Genomic DNA, 15,368 nt, shown 5'->3' on the forward strand with positions numbered 1-15,368 from the left:
CATGTTCGCTGTAACCAACCGGCCCCGGGCGATTCGCTCCGGGGCCGGTCTCCGGAGCCGAGGGCTGATATGAGAGATCCGGTCGACTACTTCCACAACTCGCTCGTGCCCATGGTGGTCGAGCAGTCGAGCCGCGGCGAGCGCGCCTTCGACATCTACTCCCGGCTCCTGCGCGAGCGGATCATCTTTCTCACCGGCCCCGTCGAGGACCAGGGCGCGTCGCTGATCGTCGCCCAGCTCCTGTTCCTCGAGGCGGAGAACCCGAAGAAGGAAATCTCCTTCTACATCAACTCGCCCGGCGGCGTGGTGACCTCGGGCCTGTCGATCTACGACACGATGCAGTTCATCCGCTGCCCCGTGACGACGCTCTGCGTCGGCCAGGCCGCCTCGATGGGCTCGCTCCTGCTGGCCGCCGGCGAGGCCGGGCACCGCTTCGCCCTGCCGAACGCCCGGATCATGGTCCACCAACCCTCCGGCGGCTTCCAGGGCCAGGCGACCGACATCCTGATCCATGCCCGCGAGATCGAGGCGCTGAAGAAGCGCCTGAACGAGATCTACGTGAAGCACACGGGCCGCGACTACGAGACGATCCATCAGGCGCTCGAGCGCGACAACTTCATGACCGCCGACGCGGCCAAGGAGTTCGGCCTGATCGACGACATCCTGCACAAGCGCCCCGAGCCGGCCGCCGCCTGACGGGGAACCTGAGGCGCCCGAGGCACGCTATCCCGACCATGTCGGGTCATGCGTCTTTTGGGCGCCCGTCCCGATGCGCTGCCCGGTTGATCCCGAGCCGGCTGCATGATTGCATCGGGCTTCGAGCGCCTCAATCCCGACGCATCCGCCCGGTGTGACTGTTTCTTTAGGCGGATGCGCTTACATCGTATGATCGAAGCGCGTGCCCTCCTGGCTGGGGCCGCGCCCGCGAACCGGAGACCGACATGAGCAAGACAGGCGGCAACGACTCGAAGAGCACGCTGTACTGCTCGTTCTGCGGCAAGAGCCAGCACGAGGTTCGCAAGCTGATTGCGGGCCCGACGGTGTTCATCTGCGACGAGTGCGTCGAGCTGTGCATGGACATCATCCGCGAGGAATCGAAGTCCTCGCTGGTGAAGTCCCGCGACGGGGTGCCGACCCCGAAGGAGATCCGGCGGGTCCTCGACGACTACGTCATCGGGCAGGACTTCGCCAAGAAGGTTCTCTCGGTGGCCGTGCACAACCATTACAAGCGGCTCGCCCACGCGACGAAGCACAACGACGTCGAGCTCGCCAAGTCCAACATCATGCTGATCGGGCCGACGGGCTCGGGCAAGACGCTGCTCGCGCAGACGCTCGCCCGCATCCTCGACGTGCCCTTCACCATGGCGGACGCGACGACGCTGACCGAGGCCGGCTATGTCGGCGAGGACGTCGAGAACATCATCCTCAAGCTGCTCCAGGCCTCCGACTACAACGTCGAGCGGGCGCAGCGCGGCATCGTCTACATCGACGAGATCGACAAGATCTCCCGCAAGTCGGACAACCCCTCGATCACCCGCGACGTCTCGGGCGAGGGCGTGCAGCAGGCGCTCCTGAAGATCATGGAGGGCACCGTCGCCTCCGTGCCTCCGCAGGGCGGCCGCAAGCACCCGCAGCAGGAGTTCCTGCAGGTCGACACCACGAACATCCTGTTCATCTGCGGCGGCGCCTTCGCCGGGCTGGAGCGCATCATCTCCCAGCGCGGCAAGGGCACCTCGATCGGCTTCGGCGCCAGCGTGCAGGCGCCGGACGACCGCCGCACCGGTGAAGTCTTCCGCTCGGTGGAGCCCGAGGATCTGCTGAAGTTCGGCCTCATCCCCGAATTCGTCGGCCGTCTTCCGGTTCTCGCCACGCTGGAGGATCTCGACGAGGAAGCCCTCAAGAAGATCCTGCAGGAGCCGAAGAACGCCCTGGTCAAGCAGTACCAGCGGCTGTTCGAGATGGAGAACGTCGAGCTGACGTTCCAGGACGAGGCGCTCGGCCTCGTCGCCCGCAAGGCCATCGAGCGCAAGACCGGCGCCCGCGGCCTGCGGTCGATCCTGGAGACCATCCTCCTCGACACGATGTACGACCTGCCGGGCCTCGACTCGGTCGAGCAGGTGGTCATCGGACCCGAGGTGGTGGACGGCAAGTCGAAGCCGCTCTTCATCCACGGCGACCGCAACAAGGACGCACCGGCCAGCGTCAGCGCCTGATCGGCAGACCTTGAGGGCCGCCCGGTAATGAGCCGGCGGCCCTTTCTCGTTCCGGGGGAGGAACGCGCTTGAAAGCGCCCCCCGCAACGACCACTTCAGGCTCAACGCTAGGCCCTACGCTTCACTCCCCCGAAAGGTCGGGCCTGCGCCACCAGCCGCAAACTGATTATCCGCTTCCGACCCTTCGCGGCCCGGTCGGCACCTGGCAGGATGCTTGCTCTCGTTGAGGAGCGAATGCCCGGCGTCAACACATAAGGGAAGAACCCATGACCCAGTCGAAATCGCGCCAGCCGGTCGTTCCCGGTTCGACGGGCTCCTACGCCGTCCTGCCGCTGCGCGACATCGTCGTGTTTCCGCATATGATCGTGCCCCTGTTCGTGGGTCGCGAGAAGTCGATCCGCGCGCTTGAGGAGGCGGTGCGTTCGGACCGGCACATCCTGCTCGCGACCCAGATCAATGCCAGCGACGACGATCCGGCCACCGATGCGATCTACACGATCGGTACGCTCGCTTCCGTGCTCCAGCTCCTGAAGCTGCCCGACGGCACCGTGAAGGTGCTGGTCGAGGGTGCCGGCCGCGCGCAGATCGAGTCTTTCGTCCGCTCGGACGAGTATTACGAGGCGCGTGCCCTCACGCTCGACGACGATCTCGGCGACCGCGTCGAGGCCGAGGCGCTCGCCCGCTCGGTGATCTCCGAGTTCGAGAACTACGTGAAGCTCAACAAGAAGATCTCGCCCGAGGTCGTCTCCGCCGTCACGCAGATCGACGAGCCCTCCAAGCTCGCCGACACCGTCGGCTCGCACCTCGCGGTCAAGATCGCCGACAAGCAGGCGATCCTCGAGATCCCCACGGTGGCGCAGCGCCTGGAGCGCGTGCTGTCGCTGATGGAGAGCGAGATCTCCGTGCTGCAGGTGGAGAAGCGCATCCGGACCCGCGTCAAGCGGCAGATGGAGAAGACCCAGCGCGAGTACTACCTCAACGAGCAGATGAAGGCGATCCAGAAGGAGCTGGGCGACTCCGAGGACGGCCGCGACGAGCTGGCCGAGCTGGAAGAGAAGATCGAGAAGACCAAGCTGACGAAGGAGGCCCGCGAGAAGGCCACCGCCGAGCTGAAGAAGCTGCGTCAGATGTCGCCGATGTCGGCCGAGGCCACGGTCGTGCGCAACTACCTCGACTGGATGCTCGGCATCCCGTGGGGCAAGCGCTCCAAAATCAAGAAGGACCTGCTCGGTGCCCAGCAGATCCTCGACTCGGATCACTTCGGCCTCGACAAGGTCAAGGACCGGATCGTCGAGTACCTCGCCGTGCAGCAGCGGGCGAACAAGCTCACCGGCCCGATCCTCTGCCTCGTCGGTCCTCCCGGCGTCGGCAAGACCTCGCTCGGCAAGTCGATCGCCAAGGCCACGGGCCGCGAATTCGTCCGGATGTCGCTCGGCGGCGTGCGTGACGAGGCCGAGATCCGCGGTCACCGCCGGACCTATATCGGCTCGATGCCCGGCAAGATCGTCCAGTCGATGCGCAAGGCCAAGACCTCGAACCCGCTCATCCTGCTCGACGAGATCGACAAAATGGGCATGGACTTCCGCGGTGATCCGTCGGCGGCCCTCCTCGAGGTTCTGGATCCGGAGCAGAACGCGACCTTCAACGACCATTACCTCGAGGTCGATTACGACCTGTCGAACGTGATGTTCGTGACGACCGCGAATACGCTCAATATCCCCGGCCCGCTCATGGACCGCATGGAGGTGATCCGTATCGCCGGTTACACCGAAGAGGAGAAGCTGGAGATCGCGCGTCGCCACCTGATCCCCGAAGCGGTCAAGAAGCACGGGCTCAGCGCCGACGAGTGGTCTATCACCGACGACGGCCTGATGATGCTCATCCGCCGCTACACGCGGGAGGCGGGCGTCCGTAACCTGGAGCGCGAGATCTCCAACCTGATCCGCAAGGCGGTGAAGGAGATCCTGATCACCAAGGTGAAGCAGGTCGAGGCCAACCCCGAGACGCTGCCGGAATTCCTCGGACCGCCGAAGTTCCGCTACGGCGAGATCGACGCGGACGATCAGGTCGGCGTCGTCACGGGTCTGGCCTGGACCGAGGTCGGCGGCGAGTTGCTGACGATCGAGGGCGTCATGATGCCCGGTAAGGGCAAGATGACGGTCACGGGCAACCTGCGCGACGTGATGAAGGAGTCGATCTCGGCGGCGGCCAGCTACGTCCGCTCGCGGGCCATCGACTTCGGCATCGAGCCGCCGCTGTTCGAGCGTCGGGACATCCACGTCCACGTTCCGGAGGGGGCGACCCCGAAGGATGGTCCGTCGGCCGGCATCGCCATGGCCACCGCCATCATCTCGACGCTGACCGGCATCCCGGTGCGCCGCGATGTGGCCATGACCGGCGAGGTGACCCTGCGCGGTCGCGTCCTGCCGATCGGCGGCCTGAAGGAGAAGCTGCTCGCCGCACTCCGCGGCGGCATCAAGACGGTGCTGATCCCGGAGGAGAACGCCAAGGACATCGCCGAGGTGCCCGACAGCGTGAAGAACGGTCTCGAGATCGTGCCCGTCTCCCGGATGGATCAGGTGCTTCAGCACGCCCTCGTGCGTCAGCCCGAGCCCATCGAGTGGGACGAGCCGCTGCCCGCCAAGACGCCGAAGCGCGACGAGGACGGCGCTGCGGTCATCGCCCACTAAACCTGCGGTTCACCGCATGACGAAGCCCCCGGAGCCTCGCTCCGGGGGCTTTTTTCGTGTCCGAGGGGAGGGGAGAGCGGGGCGCGACCTTGCGCAGCCGCGCTGGCTTCCGTAACGCTGCGCGGCGCTGGATCGGGCGGTTAGCTCAGTTGGTAGAGCGTCTCCTTTACACGGAGAGGGTCGGGGGTTCGAGTCCCTCACCGCCCACCAATCGGATCAAGCCCTGCGCGCGTCGCTTCCGTCGCGCTGCACCCTGAAGCCGGGCTCGGTGCCGGAGCCTTGCTTGTCTTGTGCTGACTTGTGACGGCAGGTGGAACGCGCCCTCGAGACCGTGCGCGCGGTGCAACGCGCCGGGATAGGTCAGCCTCCGGTGGCCGGTGGGTTTGCCATCCGGCACTCGGCATCGGCTTCGATGCCGAACTGTGCCCCTCCTTCTTCCATCGCCTTCGCGGAGAACTGAAACGGAAGCGCCCGGTCGCGTTCTCCGTTCAGGCCTGTGGGGAGGACGACATGGAAGGTGGACTGATCTGGCTCGGCATCATCGCCGGGATCCTCGGTCTGAGCGGCGTCGGCTACCTGTTCGCATCCTGGGCGAAGACGCGCCGGGGAAGGCGCTGAGGGGCCAAGCAAGGGCCTCATGATGCTGAGGTCTTATCGCGAAGCGAGGGCTGGTTCCCAGCCGCGCCGCTCGGTCCGGTCCGGCGTGTCCTGCCCGGCCGCATTGTCGTTGTCGCTGAGCGGAGCCAAAGGGGCACTCGCCCGTCCGGTCTTCGTCCGCGCACGAAGCAGCAGGGGGACGAGCCGCGTCGAGCGGCGATAGATCCACGCATCCTGCCGGCTGCGCAGGGGGCGCCCGTACTGGAGGGTCTCTCGTCCATGCATGGTCATGTTCCGCAGCGGAATCCGGCTGATGGGCCGAGCAAGCTAACGGCAGATCGCCCTGCCGAATTGACCGTACGTCCCAAATTTCGCGCAATCGAGTTTTGCCCTGCAACCGAGGCTCTGCCGCAACGCCGCATCCGGTTCGGCAACGTCGTGAAGCCGATCGTTCGATCATCGGAGGCGACCTGTGGGCGCGACTTTTTGCGCCGCCGAAGGATCTCTGCGGATGAACCGCCCATGCTGAGCCGCTCAACCCCTAATGCCCTGTCAGGCGCGTACGCGCCCGCCGAGCGGCAACGACAAGGGCACTCGGGGGCCGGCGCGCCGGAATGGCGGATTTTCTCTTCGTTCACAGCCACTTTCCAGGGCCTTTCGGCTTTCTCGCCGAAGCGCTGATGGGTCGGGGGCATCGGTGTGCGGCCATCGCAGCGGAGGGGGCCCCGGGATTGCCCGGCCTGCCGATCCTGCATTGGCGTCCAGGGCGCAAGGTGACGCCCGGTCTGTATCCGCTCGCCCGCCCCACGGAGACGGCCTTCATCAACGCCACCGCCGCCCTGCGCTGCGCGCTCGACCTGCGCAAGCACGGCTTCGATCCGGCCGTCATCGTCGGCCATCCGGGGCGCGGCGAGACGCTGCTGCTCAACCAGGTTTTTCCGAGGGCGCGGCGGCTCGCCTACGCCCCGTATTACCGGGCGGAGGGGGATGCACTGGGGTTCGATCCCGAATGGACCCGACCGCCCAACCTGGAGGACCGTCTGCGCGACCGCGCCGGGAACGCGGCTCTCGCGATGGTCTATGCCGAGGCCGAGCGGCTCGTATGCCCGACCGAGTTCCAGCGTGGCCTCCTGCCGTCCGGCTTGCGGGCGCAGGCCAGCGTGATTCACGAGGGCATCGATACGGACGAGGTCCGCTACGACCCCGAGGCGGCCCTGCGCTTGCCGAGCGGGCGCGTGCTGACCAAGGCGCGGCCGGTCATCACCTTCATCGCCCGGCAACTGGAGCCCTTGCGCGGTTTCCCGACCTTCATGCGCGCCCTCCCGCGCCTGCTGGAGGAGGTGCCCCAGGCCGAGATCCTGATCGTCGGAGCCGACGGGCGTCGCGATGCCGCCCCGAAGGGATCACAGCCTCAGACGTGGAAGCAGCGCCTGCTGTCCGAGCTGGACGGGCGGCTCGATCTCGGGCGCCTTCATTTCCTGAACCGCCTCACGCATGCGGAGATGCTGGCCGCCCTCTCGGTGGCCACGGCCCACGTCGCCTACACCTATCCGTTCTCGCTCTCGCGGGTGTTCCTGAAGGCGATGGCCTGCGAATGCCTCGTGATCGCCTCGGACACCGCCCCGGTCCGGGAGGTGGTGCGCGACGGCGTGAACGGGATCATCCGCGACTTCTTCGACGCCGACGCGCTGGCGGAAGCGCTCATCACCGCCTGCCGCGCGCCGGAGCGGTCGCGGCCCCTGCGGGAGGCGGCCCGGCGCACGGTGATCGACCGCTACGACCGCCGGCGGCACTGCCTGCCGACTTGGCTCGCGCTCCTCACCTATCTCGCCGACGCGCCGGCCCGGGCTTGAGGCGCACGAGTCTATGGCGCCCGGAACAGGTGCAGGCTGAAGCCGCTGTCGTCATCGACCCAGAGGCGGACCGGCTCCCAGCCCTGCGCGGCCGCCAGCGCGCGGAACAGGTCGGGCGCGTATTTGTGGGAGGTGTCGGTGCGGATGCTCTCGCCGTCGACGAAGCGGATCGTCCGCTCGCCGAGCCGATAGGAAGCGGCCCGGTTCGCGACGAGATGCGCCTCGACCCGGAACGGATCGTCGGCGAGCCGCGCCTCGTGGTGGAAGTTGTCGGGATCGAAATCGCTGCCCAGTTCCCGGTTCATCCGCGCGATGAGGTTGAGGTGCAAAGCCGCCATCAGGCCCCCGGATTCGCCGTAGGCGCGCCGCAGGCGCGCGGGGTCCCGGGTCGGGTCGGCGCCGACCAGGAAATGGCTCGGCCCCAGCGTCTTTCGCGCCCGTCCGAGGAAGCCGCCGGCCTGTTCCGGGGTAAAGTTGCCGATGCTGGTTCCCGGAAAGAAGCCGAGGATCGGCGGTCGCGCGGCGCCCGGCGGCAGCCGGACCGGCTTCGAGTAGTCGGCGCAGACCGGCGTCATCGCCACATTCGGATAATCGGGAGCGAGCCGCGCGATCGCCGCCTCGAGATAGGCCCCGGAGATGTCGAGGGCGAGATAGGCGGCGGGCGCCTCCAACGCATCGAGCAGAGTGCGGATCTTCCGGCTCGCGCCGCTGCCGAACTCCACGACGCTGGCACCGGGGCCGACGAGGGCGGCGACCTCGGATGCGACCCGCGGCAGAAGCGCCATCTCGCGTTTCGTCGGATAGTAGTCGGGATGGGCGCAGATGCGGTCGAACAGGTCGGAGCCGGTCTCGTCCCAAAGATACTTGCCGGGTACGGTCTTCGGCATGCCCGAGAGACCGACGAGCGCGTCCCGCAGGAATTCGGCGCGCCCGTCCGGCGCCTCCGGCCCGCTCACCGCGCGTCCGCCGGACGCGTCGCGGTGAGGATGACGAGCGCGATGCGCTCCGCCGCCGCATAGCCCGGATCGTCGAGTTCCTCGCCGTACTCGTCCGGGTCGAACTCGCGATAGGCGACGTCGAGCCCGGCCCCTGCGCAGATCGCTTCCGCCTCGGCCTTGAAGCCGTCATGGCCGTCGACGATGGCCGAGCCGGTGAACAGGACGAGGCTCCCGCCAAGCGCCAGACGTTCGGCCGCCGCCTCGACCACCTTCAGAGACAATCCGGCGCCGAGCGGCCCGCCGCCGTTGCGGTAGGCCCGCCCGCCGGCATCCACCATGAAGGGCGGGTTCGAGACGATGAGGTCGAACGCGCCCTCCACGCCCTGCAGCATGTCGCTGTGGACCGGATGCACGTTCGGTACGCCCGCGAGCCGGGCATTGATGCGCGCTGCGCGCAGGGCCGCGGGGTTGATGTCGACGAGGACGACCTCGGCCTCGGGCAGCCGCTTGGCAACGAGGATGCCCGTCGCGCCCGAGCCGCAGCCGATATCGACGACCCGCCGCGGGGCCGCCTGGCCCTTGCGTGCCCGCTCTTCGAGATGAGCGAGAACGGCCTCGGCGTAGCGCATGGTATCGGGGCCGAAGAACACGGAATCGGCCGCGAGCGGCGGGTAGGCCGCGTGCAGGAACAGTTCGTCGTCGAGGCTCGATAGACGGACCCGGGCCTTGAGCAGGGGACCGTCCGGCCCGTCTGCGCGGTCGAGCACGCCCGCCCGCTCCATCAGCGCGGTCAGCTCCGCCGGAATCAGGCCCTCGCGGAACGGCCGGCTCCAGCCCAGCACGTCCCGTAGCGAGCGCGCGACGGCATTCTCGGGTCGGGCATTGACGCGGGCATGGGTCGCGGGCGTGACCGTGGTGAAGCGGTAGCCGCTCTCGCGCACCGCCCGGGCCAAGGCGAGGAGCGCATCCTCGCCGCGTCCGTCGCGGGCGCCGGTCTCGGACGATGCAGCAGGGCGGGACAGGACGTCGGCGATGGTCATGCTCAGCCCTCCATCTGTCCGGCGAGGAACGCGCCCGAGCGCAGATCCGCCGCGACCTGCTGCGCGTCCCACTCGGTCGCTCCCTCCCGGCGGCGATAGGGGCAGACCCAATCGTCCGGCACCGCCCGCCCGCTGAACTGACGGGCGGCGGACCGCTCGCCGTGCTGGGCGAGCATCGGGTTGACCGATCCGGCCCAGGCCACGTCCCGCTCGACGATCGAGTCGCGCAGCCGGTCGTAGCGTCCCTCCGCCCGCAGGCGCTCGAACTGGTCGTGCAGATTGAACACCAGCACCGGGTGCTCGAAGCGCCGCGCCTTGCGGCTCGCGCCGGGATGCAGCCCGACGATGAAGAAGCCCTCGCCCCCGAGGCTCATCGAGAAATGCGGGTCGTCCGGATCGGCCGAGACCCGCGAATCCTGGGGGTGGCCGAGCCCGCTGTCGCGGTCGGACAGCGACTGCATCCGCTTCCAGAGGGCGGCCTCGAAAGCCTCCTCGGAGAGCGGACGGGCGTCTTCGAACACCACGGCGAAGCTCTGGAACTGGTCGCGCCGGGCGCGGTAGCGGCAGATGAAGGCCAGGAGCGCCGGGTAGATCCGCGCGTCGTCGACGTCGGAGGCGATGTCGCGGGCGACGAGGACCTTGAGCTGGCCACGGGAGAGAGCGGATTTGGCGCCGACGCAGGGGAAGGGTTGCTGGCGGATGAAGTGCCGGAAGCGCTCGGCGAGCGGATGACCGGTGTCGTCGGTAGGCAGCAGCATGACACCTCGTGTGAAGCGGGCAAGCGAACGTCGCGACCGGGCCTTCCGGCCCGGTTCGGCGAAGAGCGTGGGAGGGAGACCGGACACCGCACCGTCCGTCCGCCCTCAGTGAAGGTGAACTGCGCGGGGAACCTCGGTTCCGGACCATTGTTCCGCGGGGCTTGGGGATAACCCCAGGGCTAGTCCGCACACCTCATCTGCGGATTGTCTTGATGATCCGCGGCATCGTGGCGCAGAGTTTTAATCGCTTGCGAAAAGATCTTGCCGGATCACCTCAAGATTCGATCTCGTAATGGATCGGCTTGAACGAGAAGTTGTTCGACTGCAGCGCCGAGCAGGCCGTCAGCCCGATGACGAGGTCGGTCTCCGCCACGAAGCTCACCCGGTCGCCGGCCCGGCTGAGCGGCGGGCGCACCGCGATCTCGCCGCTCTGCCCATCGACGGTGACGTGCATGAACACGTTGAAGGCGACCGGGATGCGGTCGGGCAGGATGCCGTAGGGCGCAAGTGCCGCGGCGAGGTTGCCGAAGCAGCCCCGGTGCGGATGTTCGTCGCCGTAGATGATGCGGAACGTGTCGGCCGAGCAGGGCGTCAGCAGGAAGTCGTGGCGGCCCACTGTGTCCTCGACGATGCGCAGGAGCACGTTCGAGCGGTTGGAGTAGATCGGGTCGCCCGTCGTCAGGAAGATGCGCGACGCGTAATCGATGGTGCGGCCCGAGGAGATGACCTCGTCGAGGTCGTCCCGGCGGAAGGCGACGAGGTCGGCCACCTGCTCGCCCTGGGGGTCGATCACCGTGAGGCGCTGTCCGCGGTCGAGGGTGAAGGCGGCCCCCGAGCGCGGCGGGATCTCGTGACGCACCGGTCGGCTCATCTGTCTTTCTCTCCTCAGGGCGGGCAGGGCCCGCGGGGTCGCGCCGGACCGTCTTTGGATCGTCGATGAACCATCGACGGGCCGAGCTTGGCGGCAGCTAAGGCGCGAGGGGGGATCAGACGAGGGGCCCGTGAGGTTCCCGAACGATAGCGACGTCCCGAGCCGCGGGGCGGCACCGGAGACGCCTGCCCGTGGACGCACGAACCGACGAACGCTCCCCCATGCCCGCCGATGCGGATCGGGGTGGGACCCGGCATGCCGCCGAGATCACCCTGCGCGGGCTCCTGCTCGGGGCGGTGATCACCGTCGTCTTCATGACCGCCAACCTCTATATGGGGCTGAAGACCGGCGTGACCTTCTCGACCTCGATCCCGGCGGCCATGCTCTCGATGGGGCTGCTGCGCCTGTTCGGCGGCTCGGGCATTCTCGAGAACAACATCGTCCAGACGCAGGGCTCGGCGGCGGGCACCCTGTGCAACGTCATCCTCGTGCTGCCGGGCCTCGTGCTGATCGGCCACTGGCACGGGTTTCCCTTCTGGCAGACCACCGCCGTCTGCCTCATCGGTGGCCTGATCGGCCTCGTCTACTCGATCCCGCTTCGGCGCGCCCTGGTGATGGGCGCCGGGCTGCCCTATCCCGAGGGCACCGCCGCGGCCGAGGTGCTGCACGCCGGCGCGGCGGGCGACCGCGGCGGCCTGCGCATCCTGCTCGGCGCGGCGGGGGCGGGCGGAGCGATCGGGCTCGCCACCACCGGCTTCCGCCTCCTCGCCGACGGTCTCCACACCACGCTGGCCGCGGGGCCGGCCCTGTTCCGGTTCGCCACCGGGTTTTCTCCGGCCCTCGTCGGGGTCGGCTACCTCGTCGGCCTTGGCGCCTGCCTCGCCCTGCTCACGGGCGTCGCCCTGGCCTGGGGCGTCGCGGTGCCGCTGCTCACGGCTTTCGGCAGCGGGGCCGGCGCCGAGGGAGCGGAGGCGGCCGCGCGGGCGGTCTGGTCGGAGAAGGTGCGCCTCATCGGTGCGGGCATCATCGCCGTCGGCGCGATCTGGACCGTGGCCTCCCTCGGTCGCTCGATCCTCGGCAGCATCCGCTCCGCCTTCGGTGCGGCGCAGGGGGGCGGGCATGCCCTGCGCCAACTGCCTCGGCAGGAGCGCGACCTGCCGATCACATGGGTCGCAGGCGCCTCGCTGCTGCTCGCGCTGCCGCTGGCATGGCTGTTCTTCCACTTCAGCGCGGAGGCGGAACTCGGCGGCCTGCGCTTCGCGCTCGTGGCCGCCGCCACCCTGTTCACGGTGGGCTTCGGCTTCCTGATGGCGGCGGCCTGCGGCTATCTCGCCGGCCTGCTCGGCTCGTCCTCCAGCCCGATCTCCGGCATCGGCATCCTGACGACGCTGCTCGCGGCCCTGCTGCTGCCCCTGCTGCTCGGCCGGTCCGCCGGGCCGGAGGGCGAGCGCTTCGTCGTCGCCGCCGTCCTGCTCCTGTCGTCCATCGTCGTGACCACGGCCTCGATCGCCAACGACAACCTGCAGGATCTCAAGACCGGTCAGCTCGTCGACGCCACGCCCTGGCGCCAGCAGGTGGCGCTGGCGGCCGGCGTCGGTGTCGGCGCCCTGGTGATCGCTCCGCTCCTCGATCTTCTCTACAACGCCTACGGCTTCGTCGGCGCCTTGCCGCGGGAGGGCATGGACGAGGCTGCCGCCCTGCCGGCGCCGCAGGCCGCGCTCATGACGCAGATCGCCGGCGGCATCGTCCGCGGCGAGTTGCCCTGGTCGATGGTGGCGGTGGGCGCCGGCCTCGGGGCGCTCCTCGTCGCGCTCGAGGCTCGTCTGCGCCGGAGCGGCCGCTCATTTCCGGCGCTCACCGTCGGGATCGGCATGTACCTGCCGCTGGAGGTCGTGGTGACGATCGCCTTCGGCGGCCTCGTGGGCCGGCTCGCCGAAAGCCGCCTGCGGGCGCAGGGCGATGCGGCCCAGGCCGGCGGACGCCGCCGTGGTGTGTTGCTCGCGTCGGGGTTCCTCGTCGGCGAGAGCGGTGTCGGCGTGCTGCTCGCCGCCGCCGACACGCTGAGCGGCCGCAGCGCCTCCCTCGCCTTCGCGGCCGATGCGCTCGGCGGGGCAGGGCCGTGGCTCGGCCTCCTCGTCTTCCTGCTGGTGCTGGCCGCCTTCTATCGCATCGCGTCGCGCACCGACGAGGCCGGCCGCCGCGACCGCGCCTGACCCGTCCCTGATTTCGTCGCGATTTCCAGCGATCCTAACGGCGCGACCGCCCGTTGCGACGGATTCCATGAACGCCCACGCCTCATCCCTGCCTCGCCGTCAGAGCTATCTCGACGTCTACCTGCGCGTCCTCAGTGCCCTGATGCTGCGCGACATGCGCAGCCGGTTCGGCGGAACCTACTGGGGCTACTTGGTGCAGGTTCTCTGGCCCTGCGCCCACTTGGCCATCATCGTCGGCGCCATGAAGTTCCGCGGCCTCCGATCGCCGATGGGCGACGACACGATGGTGTTCGTCGCCTCGGGAGCGCTTCCCGCCCTCGCGTTCCAGTACATTTCCCGCGAGGTGATGAAGGGTTATCTGGTTCACAAGCCCCTGACGTATTTTCCGCAGGTGAAGCGCTTCGACACCGTCGTCGCACGCGTTCTCGTCGAGATCGTCAGCAGCTTCATGGGGGTCATGCTGGTTTGCGGCGTCCTCCTTTGCTTCGGCTCCGACCCCGTTCCTGCCGACCTGATGATGGCGATCAGCGGCTATCTCGCCGCAATCGGGCTCGGCATCGGTATCGGCACAATCAATGTCGGGATTTGCTCGGTGTTCCCGGGGTGGGCACTCGGATACATTCTCGTGACCCTGACGGTATATTTGACAAGTGGCGTATATTTCATGGCATTCTACATGCCGGATGAGATTTACTATTATATGAAATGGAATCCGATCACGCAGCTCATCGAGTGGGTTCGCCTCGGCTACGACCCGACGATCCCCGTACAGGTCGATTACCTCTATCTCTTCGGTTGGATCTTCGGCAGCCTCACCGTCGGGCTCCTCATGGAGCGCTACGTGGTCCGGGCTCAGCAGTGACAGGATCCGGGCGAGGCTGAATGCGGGCACCCCAGGCGACTCAGCGAGCGGGGTGGGGCGCCGGGCCGGCGGATGATCGGAGAGGATCGAGAGGCCGCTCAAAAAATCGGACAAGCCTCCAAAAAGGGGTTGAGTCCCGCAAATCCTCCGCTTATAGAACCGCTCATCGCCGACGCACTCAGCGCCGCCGGCGACGCCAGAGACCGGAGACGGTCACGGCAACAATGATGGGGCCTTAGCTCAGCTGGGAGAGCGCTTCCATGGCATGGAAGAGGTCATCGGTTCGATCCCGTTAGGCTCCACCATCATATCTTCAGAAAATCGAGAGCGATCTTCGCCGGCACGGTATTGGACCGTGCCTTGTGCGATGTCGTTCGAGCCGAGCGTATCGCTCGATCGTAAAACCTGCCTCGCATGCATGAAACGGCGACCCTCGTCTGGCACTAGCCGCACGGTCGGATTCGCCGTTCGTCCTCAGGCTTCCCGCCGGCTCATCGTCCCTTCGCGGCCCGATGAGGGCTGTTCGCGTCCGCCCGCTTTCACCGGGCCGTCTGCCACGGGTTGATGATGCGGGCCGGTGCCGGGCCGGTTTCCGCGCGGGCTTGACGGTTCAGCGGCTCGACCACCTCCGGCGGCGCGAGGCGACGGGCCTTGGCCAGAACCTTCCGCGCCTCGTCGGCGGGCATCGCGCCGTGCGGCAGCATCATCGCCATGATCTGGCGGCGGGTCTTCGCGCTGATCGTGCGCGCGTGCTTCACATCCTCGAAGTCGCTCATCCGGTGCCGCGCCGCCTTGGCGCCGCGACCGCGGTCGTCACGCCCCGTGAACACTTTCGGACCGCTCGGCATCACCACGATGTCGCCGGGGCGCAAGGTCTCGTCGCGCAGGAGCGCCGCCGTCGGGTTGGCTGCGATCGCCTTCGCGTCCACGGGCTGCTTGCCGCTCACGCCTTCGGTCTTTGGGTCTGCGACCGCCTTGGGCAGGGCGGCGTAGCGTACCTTCGGCCGGCTCCGTTCCGCCGTGCTGCGGTGGCGGCGCCAGCGGTAGCGCTGGTTCACCTCGCCGCCGCCATAGACCGTTACGGGAGCAACGGGAGCGGGCGCGGCTTGCTGGGGCGAGAAGAGCTGCTGAAACAGGCCGCCGAGGCCGCCCTCCTGGGCGTGAACGCCGACGACGGTGGAGAGAACAAGCGCGGACGAGGCCAGGACGAGCGCGAGGCGCCGTCCGGAGCGGGGCAGGGTCGAGCGCATCGACGGCTCCTGAAGCGAGGCGGTCGCGTTCGACCGATGCGCTTTAAACCTTGCCCGAACTTAACGGTTCCGGCGAAAACTTG

General features: G+C 68.2%; 12 protein-coding genes and 2 tRNA genes. 8 read left to right on the forward strand and 6 right to left on the reverse strand.

All coding sequences use genetic code 11. From position 1 onward, the window contains the following. The first annotated feature begins 69 nt into the window (after positions 1 to 69). The 4 genes from HNR51_RS24210 (at position 70) to HNR51_RS24225 (ending at position 5,113) form a co-directional block, all read left to right on the forward strand. Positions 70 to 696, forward strand: coding sequence for an ATP-dependent Clp protease proteolytic subunit (locus HNR51_RS24210; protein WP_012454265.1), 627 nt, complete (start codon positions 70 to 72; stop codon positions 694 to 696). Positions 697 to 941: 245 nt separating this feature from the next. Then, on the forward strand, positions 942 to 2,213 hold the full coding sequence (clpX, locus tag HNR51_RS24215) for an ATP-dependent Clp protease ATP-binding subunit ClpX (protein ID WP_012454266.1): 1,272 nt from the start codon (positions 942 to 944) through the stop codon (positions 2,211 to 2,213). A gap of 266 nt (positions 2,214 to 2,479) precedes the next feature. Next, complete coding sequence (gene lon, locus HNR51_RS24220) at positions 2,480 to 4,903, forward strand: endopeptidase La (protein ID WP_012454267.1); 2,424 nt, start codon at positions 2,480 to 2,482, stop codon at positions 4,901 to 4,903. Between the two features lie 134 nt (positions 4,904 to 5,037). Beyond that, a tRNA-Val gene (locus tag HNR51_RS24225) sits at positions 5,038 to 5,113 on the forward strand. Positions 5,114 to 5,554: 441 nt separating this feature from the next. Here HNR51_RS24225 and HNR51_RS24230 read toward each other — a convergent pair. Then, complete coding sequence (locus HNR51_RS24230; RefSeq protein WP_239681660.1) at positions 5,555 to 5,785, reverse strand: hypothetical protein; 231 nt, start codon at positions 5,783 to 5,785, stop codon at positions 5,555 to 5,557. Between the two features lie 395 nt (positions 5,786 to 6,180). Between HNR51_RS24230 and HNR51_RS24235 the strand changes: the two genes are divergently transcribed. Beyond that, on the forward strand, positions 6,181 to 7,353 hold the full coding sequence (locus HNR51_RS24235) for a glycosyltransferase (protein ID WP_301549804.1): 1,173 nt from the start codon (positions 6,181 to 6,183) through the stop codon (positions 7,351 to 7,353). Positions 7,354 to 7,364: 11 nt separating this feature from the next. Here the strand turns inward: HNR51_RS24235 and egtD are convergent, their stop codons facing one another. The 4 genes from egtD to HNR51_RS24255 all read right to left on the reverse strand — a co-directional run bounded on the left by egtD (position 7,365) and on the right by HNR51_RS24255 (position 10,960). Next, complete coding sequence (gene egtD, locus HNR51_RS24240; RefSeq protein WP_182556646.1) at positions 7,365 to 8,309, reverse strand: L-histidine N(alpha)-methyltransferase; 945 nt, start codon at positions 8,307 to 8,309, stop codon at positions 7,365 to 7,367. Beyond that, positions 8,306 to 9,331 (reverse strand): methyltransferase, encoded by a 1,026-nt coding sequence (locus HNR51_RS24245; protein ID WP_182556647.1) that lies wholly within the window; start codon positions 9,329 to 9,331, stop codon positions 8,306 to 8,308. The genes egtD and HNR51_RS24245 overlap by 4 nt, the downstream gene beginning before the upstream one ends. 2 nt (positions 9,332 to 9,333) lie before the next feature. Further along, positions 9,334 to 10,089 carry a guanitoxin biosynthesis heme-dependent pre-guanitoxin N-hydroxylase GntA gene (gntA, locus tag HNR51_RS24250; protein ID WP_152277104.1) on the reverse strand — a complete coding sequence of 252 codons (756 nt, stop codon included), beginning with the start codon at positions 10,087 to 10,089 and terminating at the stop codon, positions 9,334 to 9,336. Positions 10,090 to 10,363: 274 nt separating this feature from the next. Next, positions 10,364 to 10,960, reverse strand: a complete 597-nt coding sequence (locus tag HNR51_RS24255) for a DUF1989 domain-containing protein (RefSeq protein WP_012454274.1) — start codon at positions 10,958 to 10,960, stop codon at positions 10,364 to 10,366. A gap of 191 nt (positions 10,961 to 11,151) precedes the next feature. Here HNR51_RS24255 and HNR51_RS24260 point away from each other — a divergent pair, with 191 nt between their 5' ends. The 3 genes from HNR51_RS24260 to HNR51_RS24270 all read left to right on the forward strand — a co-directional run bounded on the left by HNR51_RS24260 (position 11,152) and on the right by HNR51_RS24270 (position 14,340). After that, on the forward strand, positions 11,152 to 13,173 hold the full coding sequence (locus tag HNR51_RS24260) for an OPT family oligopeptide transporter (protein ID WP_182556648.1): 2,022 nt from the start codon (positions 11,152 to 11,154) through the stop codon (positions 13,171 to 13,173). A gap of 67 nt (positions 13,174 to 13,240) precedes the next feature. Beyond that, complete coding sequence (locus HNR51_RS24265) at positions 13,241 to 14,035, forward strand: ABC transporter permease (RefSeq protein ID WP_182556649.1); 795 nt, start codon at positions 13,241 to 13,243, stop codon at positions 14,033 to 14,035. Between the two features lie 229 nt (positions 14,036 to 14,264). Further along, positions 14,265 to 14,340: transfer RNA gene (locus tag HNR51_RS24270), tRNA-Ala, on the forward strand. 234 nt (positions 14,341 to 14,574) lie between these two features. On the opposite strand, the gene HNR51_RS24275 is transcribed toward HNR51_RS24270, so the two are convergent. Further along, positions 14,575 to 15,285 carry a hypothetical protein gene (locus HNR51_RS24275; RefSeq protein WP_012454289.1) on the reverse strand — a complete coding sequence of 237 codons (711 nt, stop codon included), beginning with the start codon at positions 15,283 to 15,285 and terminating at the stop codon, positions 14,575 to 14,577. Positions 15,286 to 15,368: the final 83 nt, after the last annotated feature.

It is taken from the genome of Methylorubrum thiocyanatum (genome assembly GCA_014138645.1).
Lineage (GTDB): Bacteria > Pseudomonadota > Alphaproteobacteria > Rhizobiales > Beijerinckiaceae > Methylobacterium > Methylobacterium thiocyanatum.

What these genes read in the sequence shown, in the direction of transcription:
- HNR51_RS24210 (WP_012454265.1), top strand. Translation starts at nt 70, where the DNA reads ATGAGAGATCCGGTCGACTACTTCCACAACTCGCTCGTGCCCATGGTG.
- clpX (WP_012454266.1), top strand. Translation starts at nt 942, where the DNA reads ATGAGCAAGACAGGCGGCAACGACTCGAAGAGCACGCTGTACTGCTCG.
- lon (WP_012454267.1), top strand. Translation starts at nt 2,480, where the DNA reads ATGACCCAGTCGAAATCGCGCCAGCCGGTCGTTCCCGGTTCGACGGGC.
- HNR51_RS24230 (WP_239681660.1), bottom strand. Translation starts at nt 5,785, where the DNA reads ATGCATGGACGAGAGACCCTCCAGTACGGGCGCCCCCTGCGCAGCCGG.
- HNR51_RS24235 (WP_301549804.1), top strand. Translation starts at nt 6,181, where the DNA reads ATGGGTCGGGGGCATCGGTGTGCGGCCATCGCAGCGGAGGGGGCCCCG.
- HNR51_RS24245 (WP_182556647.1), bottom strand. Translation starts at nt 9,331, where the DNA reads ATGACCATCGCCGACGTCCTGTCCCGCCCTGCTGCATCGTCCGAGACC.
- gntA (WP_152277104.1), bottom strand. Translation starts at nt 10,089, where the DNA reads ATGCTGCTGCCTACCGACGACACCGGTCATCCGCTCGCCGAGCGCTTC.
- HNR51_RS24255 (WP_012454274.1), bottom strand. Translation starts at nt 10,960, where the DNA reads ATGAGCCGACCGGTGCGTCACGAGATCCCGCCGCGCTCGGGGGCCGCC.
- HNR51_RS24265 (WP_182556649.1), top strand. Translation starts at nt 13,241, where the DNA reads ATGAACGCCCACGCCTCATCCCTGCCTCGCCGTCAGAGCTATCTCGAC.
- HNR51_RS24275 (WP_012454289.1), bottom strand. Translation starts at nt 15,285, where the DNA reads ATGCGCTCGACCCTGCCCCGCTCCGGACGGCGCCTCGCGCTCGTCCTG.